A 12,962-nucleotide genomic window follows, 5' to 3' on the forward strand; every position below is an offset into this window, starting at 1 on the left:
TCATCAAAAAAGAAAAATGGATGTCTAATCATACACTCTGCCTTAATCAGGCAAGTTACCGTGTTAATGGCAAGCAGGTGATCAAGCCGATCAGCCTTGAGTTGGCTCCCGGCAGAATAACCGCCATTCTCGGACCTAATGGTTCGGGCAAAAGCACGCTGTTAAAGATGCTTTCCGGTTTGATCACGCCCGATAGCGGAGCAGCGTTACACGCTGGAAAACCGCTGGTGCAATGGCACAGAAAAGCACTGGCCCGGAAGCTGGCACTGTTACCTCAGCACTCACCCGTGCCCCTGGGAATGTCAGTTTCTGAACTGGTCGCCTGTGGCCGTTACCCCCATGCAGGCCCCTTTGGCCGGATGAAAGCCAGTGATCACCGGGCAATCAACACAGCGCTGGCTCGGGTAGATATGGTGGACTTCGCCAAGGAACGGGTCGATCACCTGTCCGGGGGAGAAATGCAGCGGGTATGGCTGGCAATGGTACTGGCCCAGGAGACCGGAATTTTATTGCTGGATGAGCCCACCTCATGGCTTGATATTGCCCATCAACTCCAGCTGCTCGATATCGTCCGGACGTTGAACCTTGAGCAAAATACGACAGTCGTCTGGGTTCTTCACGACCTTAATCAGGCGCTGCAATTCAGCGATGATGTGGTGTTGATGAACCAGGGAGAGCTGGTACGACAGGGCAGGGCGGACCGGGTAATCGACACGGACGTTATTGCTGATGTGTTTGGTGTTAAAACCACCAGAGTTCAGCCAGAAGGTTATGATCACCACCTGTTTTTGCCATCAGCGAACAGTTCACCAGAGCCGTTGCCGAGTGTATCAGACAAGGAAGTTGCCTGAATGTCAGTATCTTTCAATGCCAGGCTGCACGCTGCTTTTACCTTATTGTTGCTACTCGCCACTGCGGCTCAGTCAGCCGGGGCATCATCTTTCGATTCCGGCGAAAAAAGATACGATAAGATTGCCGCCCTTAATTGGACCCAGGCGGAAATGTTGCTGACCCTGGGCATTACACCTGCGGGGGTCACGTCAATCAAAGGGTATAAGGAGTGGCAATCCAATAGTCCGATAATGCCAGACGGGGTTCAGGAGCTGGGCTTAAGATCCGAACCATCACTTGAGGCCATTGCTGTGCTCAAGCCGGATTTAATACTGGGCTACCAATGGCGACACAATCGAATTATTGCAGAGCTGGAAGCCATTGCTCCCACGGTGCTGTTTACCCAGTATCCCACAACAGACAACCCTTCAAACTACTACCACAGGATGCAGAGTGTCTTTCGCTCTGTCGCCCGGCTGACCGATCAAACGACTCTGGCGGAGGAAAAGCTACGGGAAATGGAACAGTTAATGGACTTGGCACGACGTCGTATCCAGCAAGCCGGTATGGCCGGACAGCCAGTGGTCGTTGGTAAATTTGTGGGAATGGGGCTTGGGCTCAGGGTCTATGCCGATGCGTCCATGGCGGGGGCCATCGTTAATGAGCTGGGTCTGGTGAATAGCTGGCACAGCGCTCTGCCAGGGCGGGACTTTACCCATGTTGACCTGTTAAAGCTGACCACCATTGGTGATGCCAGCCTGCTTATTATCGGTAGTCAGCCTGATGACCTTCCGGTCATGACCCGTTCTCCGGTATGGCAGGCTATCCCGGCGGTCAGGGAAGGGCGGGTTCACTATTTGCCAGCACTGTGGTCCTTCGGAGGACCGTTGTCCGCAACCCGCATGGCAACGGCAATCGTGTCACAACTGGCACCGGAGGCATGATGAATTACTCCGTACCCTTTAAAGCAACCAGCGTCTTCCTGTCGGTATTTCTGCTGTATGTGGTGGCCGTGGCAATATCATTAATGACCGGCCCATCAGGCATTGACGCCAGTTTGCTGGTCGATATGCCATTTTTTCCATCGTCAGTACCGGGCGGAAGTATCCGCGAGCATCAGCCCCTCAATGCAACCATTGTTACCTGGTTGTTACTGCCCAGAACCCTGATGGCTTTACTCTGTGGTGCAGCCCTGGGCGCGGCCGGAGTACTGATTCAGGGCGCAACCAGGAATCCCTTTGCCAGCCCTGCAACCCTGGGCGTTAATGCCGGGGCCATGGTTGCGATTGTGATGGGATCGGTATTGCTGCCGGATATTACCGGGCAATACCCGGTCGTGGTGGCATTTACCGGCGCAATAATCACCACATTACTGGTCTTCCGTCTGGCCAGTGCCATCAGCAATTCACCGGTTAACCTGGTGCTGGTGGGGATGGCAATCACCCTCTCTTTTGGTGCTATCAGTGCTGGCATGCTGATGTTTTTCGAAAACCGTCTGGATGGGTTGTATACCTGGGGGGCCGGTAATCTCTCCCAGTTCGATTTTCAGGCGGTTCAGCACAGCTGGCCAATAATCCTGCTGTTCACCCTTATCGCGTTATTCTTTGCCCGGCAACTTGACCTGATTACCCTGGGGGCAGAACAGGCCCAAACCCTTGGGGTAAATGTACGACATACCGTTGGCTTTTCGTTGCTGATTGCCGTGATCCTGTCTTCTACCGTTGTCAGTCAGGTAGGGATGATCAGTTTTGTTGGCCTGATCGCACCTCATATTGCCCGGGGCCTGGGCTGTCAGCCGGTATGGTCGCGACTGCTGCTGGCTTCGGTGGTGGGGGCATTGTTGCTGCTCAGTGCTGATATCGCCGCACGATTGATCCCGATAATGGTCTCGGACTCCCATTACAGCTTTCCCGCTGGCGTCATGACCACCATTGTTGGAGCCCCGTTTATGATTTTTCTACTGACGCGGAGAAACCGGGTCGGTGCACTGGGGACAACGCCGGGAGAAACAGGTATACGCGCACTGTTCTCTATGAATCCGAACCGCACTCTGGCAGTTCTGTCCTTACTGTGTCTGATATTGATGGGATTGAGCCTGTTCAGCCAGATAGAGATGACGTTTATGCATCTGCGCTGGCCCAGGGTCATGAGCGCTGCGTTTGCGGGTGCGGCACTTGGGGTTTCCGGTCTCGTGTTACAAACATTAACCCGAAACCCACTGACCAGCCCGGACGTATCGGGATTAACGACAACCGCTGTTTTATTTATTGTTCTGGGTGCCGTCCTCTACCCGGGAATAGACAGTTTTGGTTTAATGCTGTTAGCCATATCCGGCAGTGGTATTGCGTTGATCCTGTTGCTGACCCTGAGCCGTCTGACCGGTTTCAATCCACTATTATTTGCCCTGGGCGGTCTGTGCCTTTCGGCGGTTGCCACCACCCTGATCAGTATGGTGCTGGTTCTGGGCAGCAACCAGTCCAGTGAAGTGCTGATCTGGCTGTCCGGCAGCACCTATGCCGTGACGGATGAACGCACCTATCCCCTGTTTTCAGCCGTTATCATCCTGCTTCCCATTTTGTGGATGATGTGGCGCAGGCTCGATATTCTTCAGCTTGGTGCTTATCTGCCCACACTGCTCGGTATTCGTGTATCCGTAACCATTGCGCTGCTGCTGGTAATCGTCGCGTTGCTCAGTGCTTTCAGTGTGGCTGCCGTAGGCGGGGTGTCCTTTGTCGGACTGATGGCTCCCCATATCTGCAGAGTGACCGGTATGTCCAGTCACCGCCATCTTATTCCTGCCGCGGCCATTACCGGGGCATTGTTACTGGTCAGCAGTGACTGGTTATCACGAACCGTTATCGCTCCCTTTGAAATACCCTCAGGCCTTCTGGTTTCCGGTGCCGGTGGTATTTACTTCATTCTTCTGCTGCTCAGCGGAAAATACATCAAGCGTCGTTAATTTAATAAAAGAAGTAAAGAGGCCTGCAGGAAGCAGGTCCTGCATAACTATAAGGATTTAATAAGAATGACAATCATTACTCATGGAAAAGTTGAAAAATGAAGAGTAAAAAAATACCTTTGCCACTCATGGCGGCGATTTCTCTGGTTACCGCCGCTCAGGCGACAGCAGCTTCAGAGACAGCGGTGACCACCCTGGACCAGATAGTGGTTACCGCCTCCCGTTCAGAATCCAGCGTTTCCAATATTTCTGGTACGGTTCAGGTAATCGGCCAGCAGGAGATTATTCAGCAGTCCCAGCCGGGACAGAAGCTGGCGGATGTTCTTGAACAGGTGATTCCAGGGTTTGGACCCAGCACGCAAACGGTGACAGACAGAACCCAAAGCCTCCGCGGCCGGAAAGTATTGGTCCTGATCGATGGCATTGCTCAAACGGAGAACCGTCAGATCAGCCGACAACTGAACTCTATCCGGCCAGAAAATATTGAACGTATCGAGATTATCTCCGGTGCCAGTGCAATTTATGGTGCTGGCGCTACTGGCGGGATTATCAATGTCATTACCCGTAAGCCTGAAACCGATGAGTTGCAGTTTGCTTCGGAAGCAGGATTCAAAGTATCCGGTGATGAACTGACCAACTGGACACTTAACCAGAATATCAGTGGCCGCTCCGGTGCCTTTGACTACCTGCTCAGTGGCACCTATGAAAGTCGTGGCGGTATTTTTGATGCAGACGGTAACCGGGTTAACCCTGATCCATCCCAGGTCAGCCGCATGGATACCGATAGCAAAGATGCGCTGATTAAACTTGGGTATGACCTGACCGACCAGCAGCGACTGGAGGCAACGCTGCAATTCTTTGATGACCAGATGGATTCTGATTTTGCACCCGATATTTCATCCGTACCTGGTGGCAATATTGCCGACTCACCCGCAGCCCTGAAAGGACTTGAGCTGGAAAAACAGCCTTACAGTCAGCGACAGTCTATTGACCTTGTTTATAAAGACGACGATTTTCTGGGCAATAACCTTCAGGCACAGACCTACTATCGTGGGCGTGAAGCCCGATTCTTTCCCTATCCCAACGTCATTCGAGGAGTAGGTACATTTATAAACCAATCGACGTCTACCGCTGAGGTTTTTGGAGTAAAACTGAACCTTGACCGTTCGCTGAATAATCAGCTCAAGCTTTCCTACGGCCTTGATTATGATGTGGACGATGGCGAGCAAAGAGGGCAGCTGCATGATTTAGCAAAATATATAGCCAGTGGTGGCAGAGTTATTGAGCCCACAGGCCCAGAGTATGAATATGGTCCTGATGTTGAAACCAAAACCCTTGGGCTTTATTTGCAAACCTCCTATGATTTAACCTCACAGCTGACGCTGAATGGCGGTATCAGGTATGAGCGTGCAAGGCTGGATATCAGTGATCATATGCCTCTCGCTGAAACTTGGATTGCACAACAATTAGGGATAACAAAAACTCCACTGGAAGGTGCCGTTAGAAAATACGACGATACGCTGTTTAATCTTGGCTTCGTCTTCCATCTGAATCAAAGTAATGAGCTGTTCGCTAATTACTCACAGGGTTTTGATGTACCCGATGCGTCGAGAATTCTGCGTGATACGGTCTCCCCGGTTAGTCGTCTTCCTAATAGCCTGCCGCTCCCGCGAACCAATATTTCTGAAGCAAACCTCGATGCCATCAAGACGGATAGTTTCGAGCTTGGATGGCGGGGCAGCTTTGACAATATCTTTGCCAATGTCTCCGTCTTCTACAACGAATCGGACAAAACCATTGCCTTTAATGAAGACTACAATGTAGACCTGCTGGATCAAAAAAGAAAAGTCTACGGCATTGAGGGCGCTATTGAATATTTCCTGAATGATTACTGGTACCTCGGGGGTACTTACGCCTTTAATGAAGGACGCAGCTATTACCAGGAAATAGGGGAGTGGCTGGATCTGCAAGCGGCGGATGTCTCACCGGAGAAATTTACAACGTTTGTCGCTTATGATCAGGGAGATCTTAATGTCCGCCTGCAATCCATGACCTTCCTGGATTATGACAAGGGGAAAAGTTACAGCTCTTCCAGCCAGACGGTGACAGACCTTAAAATTGATGGATACACAACCGTTGACCTTCTGGTTTCCTACGACCTTCCCATGGGCACCCTTAAAGCAGGAATAACCAACCTGTTGAAAAAGGACTACGAGACCGTATACAGCCAGTGGGCCAGGACAACCTATAGCGGTATCAGTGCACACAAGGCTGAAGGTCGAGCCTATAACCTGAGCTACCGGGTCGAGTACTGATAAGGCATCAAGAGCCTGTTGACATTTCGTTGCGGGCTCAGTTTGTCAGGTTGCTGATATACGACAGCTTGTTTTTACATTATCAATCAACGAATTCTCTTCTTTTTCGTGGGAGGTGAGCAGGAATCCAGCCGCCCATCGGTCTTGGCTGAGTTCAACCGGTTGTGTTTTCCATGGGGTGTCACCCTCCGTCGCTTCTCTTCGGGTTTGTTCAGACGCCACACCCTTATGGTCCCGTCAAGAGAACAGGAAGCCAGCCCCCCATCAGGCAATGCCGTGACGGATTTCACACATGCGGTATGCCCCTTCAGTATTGCCACGCATTGCTGACCGTCTGGCTTGCTCAGATCCCACACTCTTACGCTCAGATCACCAGGACCCGAGCAGGAAGCCAGACGCCCATCGGGCAATTGCGTGACTGACAACACTATGCCGGTATGCCCATTCAGCGTCGCCACGCATTGCTGGCCGTCGGGCTTGCCCAGATCCCACACCTTTACGGTATTGTCAAAAGATGAACAGGAGGCTAGCCGCCCATCGGCCAATACCGTGACTGACACCACCCAGCCAGAATGCCCTATCAACGTCGCTACGCATTGCTGACCGTCGAGCTTGCCCAGATCCCACACCTTTACGGTCCCGTCATGAGCGCAGGAAGCCAGCCGCCCACCGGGCAATACCGTGACTGACTCCACCCAGCCGGTATGCCCATACAGCGTCGCCACGCATCGCTGGCTGTCGGGCTTGCCCAAATCCCAGACCTTTATGGTTTTATCAACAGAGCAGGAAGCCAGCCGCCCATCAGGCAATACCGTGACTAACTGCACCCATTCGTTATGCCCATACAGCGTCGCCACACATTGCTCGCCGTCTGGCTTGCTTAGATCCCACACCTTTACAGTCCCGTCATCAGAACAGGAAGCCAGCCGTCCATCAGGCAATAACGTGACTGAGTTCACCCTTTGAGTATGCCCAATTAGCGTCACCACGCATTTGCGCCGACCTGACCTGCCCAGATCCCACAACTTCACGGCCCGGTCATCAGCACCGGAAGCCAGCAAACCATTGGCCAATGCCGTAACTGAGTTCACACTCCTGTTATGCCCTCTCAGAACGGCCACACAGGCTCTCCAGGCTTTGCTTCCCAGATCAGCAAAGTATTGATTGCTGACGAATCGGTAATAGGCAAGCCGTAATAAACGGTCATGAATTTTATTGCCTGGAACAGCGGGTATATGCCTGTTTCCAATTATTTTTCTATAGCCTTCAAAGGCAGAGCCATAATATTGAATGGCCAGTTTTTTCAGTTTTTCTTCTGTGTTGAACAGTGTCATTAAACGCTTATTTGTTAAAGCCAGGCTTCTAACATCAACGAAAGACAGGTCGTTAGAAATTTTAACCAGGAGTTCATTTGGCAATACCATTAAAGAAGACACCTGTTCTGGATGAACAACCGAAATCCCCGCAGTGGTTTTTTCCCCTGTCTGGTTGCCCGATGGATATGTTTCCCGGGGATAATGAGGGGAAGAACCGTTAGCACTATCAGCGATATTATTAGCCATGCAGTCTCTGACCAGTGAATAGCTCTAAAGTTCTTTTCCCGGAAATATAATAATCAGTCTGCGTGAATTCAGGTTATATCACTCCGCCCTGATAAAGAGTAAAGCCCTATTCACCTCCTGACCCGACTATAAAAAATTCGTTAATTAATAAATGAATTAATGAGTGCATGAATCTGCTCCTGAAGACAGAAGAATAAGGGCTCGAGGCAGGCCATTGCGTGGCAACTTTCATTAAGATACCACTGCTATTTTTTACATCATTAAACGATTTTTCTTCTTTGTATGAGGAGGAACAAGGAGCCAGCCATCCATGACTTTGTTCATCCTGCCGATGTGCACATTCTACGCCGCCACGCATGGCTACCCTATTACATGGTTTCAATGAGTTTGACGTGTACAATCTCCGTTCACCCTGAGCGGAGTCGAAGGGTGCTTGGCACGATCTATCAGAGACCGGAGTTTCCGCCTTTAGGCCCTATGGGTCCTTCGACAGGCTTGGGACGAACGGTGTGCGGAGGCACGACAACCCGTCAAACTCATTGAAACCATGTACTACCCGTTGGACTCTCTCAGATCCCATACCTTTACGGTATTGTCAGCAGAGCAGGAAGCCAGCCGCTCACCGGGCAATGACGTAACAAAGACCACCCAGTCGGTATGTCCATGCAGCGTCGCCACGCACGGCTCTCCGTCGGGCAAGCTCAGATCCCATACCCTTACGGTATTGTCAAAAGAGCAGGAAGCCAGCCGCCCATCGGGCAATAACGTGACTGAGTCCACCACACCGTTATGCTCACGCAGCGTCGCCACGCAGGGTTGCCCGTAAAGATTGCTCAGATCCCATACCTTGACGGTCTGGTCAGAAGAGCAGGAAACCAGCTGCTTACCGGCCAGTGGCGCGACTGAATTCACCCTGTTAGTATGCCCATTCAACGTTGCCACGCATGGAGGCCCCCGGAAATTGCTCAGATCCCACACTTTTACGGTATTGTCCTCAGAGGAGGAAACCAGCAGCCCATCAGGCAATTGCGTCACTGAATATACCCATGACTTATGACTTTCCAGCGTCGCCACGCATTGTTGCCCGTCGGGCTTGTTCAGATCCCAGATCTTTACGCTCCTGTCAGTAGCACAGGAAGCCAATCGCCCATCGGCCAGTGTCGTGATTGATTTCACCCTGCCAGTATGCCCATTCAGCGTCGCCACGCATTGCAGCCCGTCGGGCTGGTTCAGATCCCACACCTTCAGGGTCTTGTCATCAGAGCAGGAAACCAGCCGACCGTCGTGCAATGTCGTGACTGAGTTCACCCTGTCACTATGTCCATTGAGTGTCACCACGCATTGCTGCCCGTCGGGCTGGTTCAGATCCCACAGCTTCAGGGTCTTGTCAAAAGAGCAGGAAACCAGCCGCCCATCGGCCAATGCCGTGACTGAGCTCACCCTGTCAGTGTGCCCCTTAAGTGTCGCCACGCAGGTTTTTTGGGTATTAATTCCCAGAGACTTCAGGTATTTATTACTTGTGTTTCGATGATCAGCAAGCCGTAGGCAGGAAGCCGGTCGTTGATCGGCCAATGCGGTGCATGAGTTCATTTCGACGGTATACCTTTTCGACGCCACCCAGGCTTGCCAGGTATTATTTTCCAGAGAAGCCAGGTATTGATTGCTTAAGCATCGATGATAAGCAAGCCGTAATACCGGGTCATAAATTTCATTGTTCGGAACAGCAGGTATATGTATATCCCTGTCTTCAATCAGGTTTCTATAGGCTTCAAGGTCAGAGCCATAATATTGAAGGGCCAGTTTTTTCAGTTTTTCTTCTGTGTTGAAAAGTGTAATCAAACGCTTGCTGGTTGTAGCCAGGTGGCTAACATCAACGAAAGACAGGTAGTCGGAAATTTTAATCAGGAGCTCATTTGGCAATGCCAGTAAAGGCGACACCTGTTCCGGAGGAACAACCGAAACCCCCTTCGTAGTTTTTTCTATTGACTGGTTATCAGACGGGTTGCTTCCCTGATAGTGGTTAGGTGGAATATTATCAATATTAGCGATATTTCTTTTCACACCATTTCTGACCGGTGAACAGTTCTAAAGTTCTTTCTCGAAATGCAAAAATCAGCAGCCTGAATTCAGGTAATATCACTGGGCCCTGATAAAAAGTAAATCTCTATCCACTTCCCTACCCGACGATAAAAACGTCGTTAACTCAATAAATAAATGAATTAGTGAATGCAGGAATCCGGTCCCGAAAGCATGATCAGGACTCAAGGCAGGCCATTGCGCGGCAACTTTCACTTCAGATACCACCGGTAATTTTTACATCATTAAACGATTTTTCTTCTTTTTCGCGGGGGGGAGCAGGAAGTCGGCTGCCCATTCAGCGTTACCATGCATTGCAGCTCGTCTGGTTTGCCCAGGTCCCACAACTTTATGGTCTCGTCAAGAGAGCAGGAAGCCAGTCGCCCACCGGGCAATGGCGTAACAAAGAACACGTCTTTGCTATGCTCTTTCAGTGTCGCCACACATTGCTGGCCGTTGGGCTTGCTCAGATCCCACACCTTAATAGTCTGATCATCACCACAGGAAGCCAGCCGTCCATCGGGCAATAGCGCAATTGACTTCACCCAATCGGTATGCCCATTCAGCGTCACCACACATTCCTGGCCGTTGGGCTTGCTCAGGTCCCTCACCTTAATAGGCCCCTCATGAGAACAGAAAGCCAGCCGCCCATCGGGCAATGGCGTGATTATGAACATCCAGCGGAGCGCATTCAGCGTTGCCACACATGCCTCACCGGCGGGCTTGCCCAGGTCCCACAACTTAATGGTCTCGTCAAGAGAGCAGGAAGCCAGCCGCCCATCGGGCAATGTCGTAACACAGGTTACCCAATCGGTATGCCCATTCAGCGTCGTCACACATTCCTGGCCGTTGGGTTTGCTCAGGTCCCACACCTTAATAGTCCCATCATGAGAACAGGAAACCAGTCGCCCATCGGGCAATTGCGTAACTGAATCTACCTCCCTGGTATGCCCGTTGAGCGTCGCCACGCATTGCTGGTCGTCGGGTTTGCTCAGATCCCACACCTTTACGGTTGTGTCTTCAGAGCAGGAAGCCAGCCGCCCATCGGCCAATGCTATGACAGAGCTCAGCAGGGAGGTATGCCCATGGAGCGTCATGACGCATTGCTGCCCGTGGGGCTTGCCTGGATCCCATACCTTTATGGTCTGGCCAGCACAGGAAGCCAACCGCCCATCAGACAATAACGTGACTGAGATCACCCCGGAGGTATGCCCATTCAGCGTCGCCACGGAGGTTTGCAGGGTATTACTTTCCAGAGAAGCCAGGTATTTATTGCTTACGTATCGATGATAAGCAAGCCGTAATAAAGGGTCATAAATTTCATTGCCCGGAACAGCAGGTATATCCCTGTTTTCAATCATTTTTCTATAGGCATCAGAGGCAGAGCCATAATATTGAGCGGCCAGTTTTTTCAGTTTTTCTGCTGTGTTGAAAAGTGTAATTAAACGCTTGCTGGTTGTAGCCAGGTGGCTAACATCAACGAAAGACAGGTAGTCAGAAATTTTAATCAGGAGCTCATTTGGCAATGCCAGTAAAGGCGACACCTGTTCCGGAGGAACAACCGAAACCCCCTCTGTCGTTGTTTCTCCTGCCTGGTTACCAGACGGGCTTGTTGCCTGGCAGTGGTCAGGGTACATGGTATCAATATCAGCGATATTTCTTTTCACATCCTCTGACCGGTAAACAGTTTAAAATTCTTTCCTGCAAAGACAATAAATCCGATTTAGCCGCTTGCTGAATCCACATTATGAAAAATGTGGATCATTCAGTTTGCCAACCCCGGTATTTATAGGTTATTTCCCGATACAAAAGGACGAAAAGATGCGCCCCAGCAGATCATCACTGGAAAAGGTTCCGGTAATTTCTCCCAGGGATTTCTGAGCAAGGCGAAGGTCTTCAGCGAGCAGCTCACCGGCTCCAAGGTGCTCCAGTTGCTGTCGACCGTTCTCAATGTACTCTCCCGCCTGTCGCAATGCCTCCAGGTGACGACGCCGGGCAGAAAAGCTACCTTCCATCGCCCCTTCAAATCCCATGCAGGCTTTCAGGTGCTCCCTGAGAGCATCAACCCCGTGCTCGCTTTTCTGGTCATTACAGGCACAAAGTCGTATAACCGGAACACCATCCACTTCTGAAAACCCGGGCTGTTCACCGGTAAGGTCGATTTTATTGCGAATGATGGTCAGTTTCTCCTGAACGGGCAAACGGTCGGCAAACTCTGGCCAGATATCATGAGCATGGGTTGCCTCGGTTGATGATCCATCCACCATCAGCAACACCCGGTCAGCTTCTTCAATGGCTTTAAAAGCCCGCTCGACACCAATCTGTTCCACCCGGTCTTCGGTTTCACGCAGACCGGCGGTATCAATCACATGCAGTGGCATGCCATCGATATTGATATGCTCTTTCAATACATCCCGGGTAGTGCCGGCAATATCGGTGACAATAGCCGTGTCCCGGCCGGCCAGAACATTCATCAGGCTGGATTTTCCGGCATTGGGCCGACCGGCAATCACTACGGTCATGCCATCCCTGAGAATCGCGCCCTGGCCCGCTTCACGGATAACCTCACCAAGCTGTTGCGTGATACTGGCCAGCTCACCGGTGACTTTGCCATCGTTCAGGAAGTCAATTTCCTCTTCCGGGAAATCAATAGCGGCCTCAACATAGATTCTCAGTTCGATCAACGACTCCACCAGTGCATTGACCCGTTGTGAGAAAGCGCCTTGCAGTGAGCGTAAGGCGGAACGTGCCGCCTGCTCTGAAGTGCTGTCGATCAGGTCAGCAATGGCCTCAGCCTGGGCAAGATCCAGTTTGTCATTCAGAAAAGCCCGCTCGGAGAACTCTCCGGGGTTTGCCTGACGGACGCCCAGGGCAAGAATGCGTTTCAGCAGCATATCAAGGATGATGGGGCCACCATGGCCCTGAAGCTCAAGCACATCCTCACCGGTAAAGGAGTTGGGGTTGGGAAAATAAAGCGCGATGCCTTCATCCAGAATCTGGCCACAGGCATCATGAAATGGGGTGTAGTGGGCAAAGCGCGGTTTAGGCTCCAGCGTCAGTACTTCTCTTGCCACACGCAGGGCATCAGGACCCGACACCCGAATAATACCCACGCCTCCCCGACCGGGGGCTGTGGCCTGGGCGACAATGGTATCCTGGTGAAGGTTGCTGAAATCAGACATAACGAGCCATCGGTAACTGCTAAAACGATGGCATAGT

At 51.5% G+C, this 12,962-nt stretch carries 8 protein-coding genes; 4 read left to right on the plus strand and 4 right to left on the minus strand.

All coding sequences use genetic code 11. The features are described from left to right. Positions 1 to 20: 20 nt before the first annotated feature. The 4 genes from ACO6UY_RS01910 to ACO6UY_RS01925 all read left to right on the plus strand — a co-directional run bounded on the left by ACO6UY_RS01910 (position 21) and on the right by ACO6UY_RS01925 (position 6,105). Positions 21 to 851: an ABC transporter ATP-binding protein gene (locus tag ACO6UY_RS01910; protein ID WP_422488892.1), complete on the plus strand. Its 831-nt coding sequence runs from the start codon at positions 21 to 23 to the stop codon at positions 849 to 851. Next, positions 852 to 1,775 (plus strand): iron-siderophore ABC transporter substrate-binding protein, encoded by a 924-nt coding sequence (locus tag ACO6UY_RS01915; protein ID WP_422488893.1) that lies wholly within the window; start codon positions 852 to 854, stop codon positions 1,773 to 1,775. Beyond that, complete coding sequence (locus ACO6UY_RS01920; RefSeq protein ID WP_422488895.1) at positions 1,772 to 3,790, plus strand: iron ABC transporter permease; 2,019 nt, start codon at positions 1,772 to 1,774, stop codon at positions 3,788 to 3,790. Before ACO6UY_RS01915 ends, ACO6UY_RS01920 begins: the two co-directional genes overlap by 4 nt. A 98-nt stretch (positions 3,791 to 3,888) precedes the next feature. After that, positions 3,889 to 6,105, plus strand: coding sequence for a TonB-dependent receptor (locus ACO6UY_RS01925; protein WP_422488896.1), 2,217 nt, complete (start codon positions 3,889 to 3,891; stop codon positions 6,103 to 6,105). 86 nt (positions 6,106 to 6,191) lie between these two features. Here the strand turns inward: ACO6UY_RS01925 and ACO6UY_RS01930 are convergent, their stop codons facing one another. The 4 genes from ACO6UY_RS01930 to mnmE all read right to left on the minus strand — a co-directional run bounded on the left by ACO6UY_RS01930 (position 6,192) and on the right by mnmE (position 12,925). Beyond that, a complete protein-coding gene (locus ACO6UY_RS01930) occupies positions 6,192 to 7,667 on the minus strand; it encodes a WD40 repeat domain-containing protein (RefSeq protein WP_422488897.1) in 1,476 nt (491 codons plus the stop codon). Positions 7,668 to 8,219: 552 nt separating this feature from the next. Next, on the minus strand, positions 8,220 to 9,728 hold the full coding sequence (locus ACO6UY_RS01935) for an F-box/WD repeat-containing protein (RefSeq protein WP_422444461.1): 1,509 nt from the start codon (positions 9,726 to 9,728) through the stop codon (positions 8,220 to 8,222). A gap of 260 nt (positions 9,729 to 9,988) precedes the next feature. Next, positions 9,989 to 11,410, minus strand: coding sequence for an F-box/WD repeat-containing protein (locus ACO6UY_RS01940; protein WP_422444463.1), 1,422 nt, complete (start codon positions 11,408 to 11,410; stop codon positions 9,989 to 9,991). Between the two features lie 126 nt (positions 11,411 to 11,536). Continuing rightward, the gene (gene mnmE, locus ACO6UY_RS01945) at positions 11,537 to 12,925 is read right to left on the minus strand and encodes a tRNA uridine-5-carboxymethylaminomethyl(34) synthesis GTPase MnmE (RefSeq protein ID WP_422444465.1); all 1,389 of its coding nucleotides are present in this window, start codon (positions 12,923 to 12,925) and stop codon (positions 11,537 to 11,539) included. Positions 12,926 to 12,962 lie beyond the last annotated feature (37 nt).

The sequence above is a fragment of the Endozoicomonas sp. ALE010 genome (genome assembly GCF_049310165.1).
Taxonomy (GTDB): domain Bacteria; phylum Pseudomonadota; class Gammaproteobacteria; order Pseudomonadales; family Endozoicomonadaceae; genus Endozoicomonas.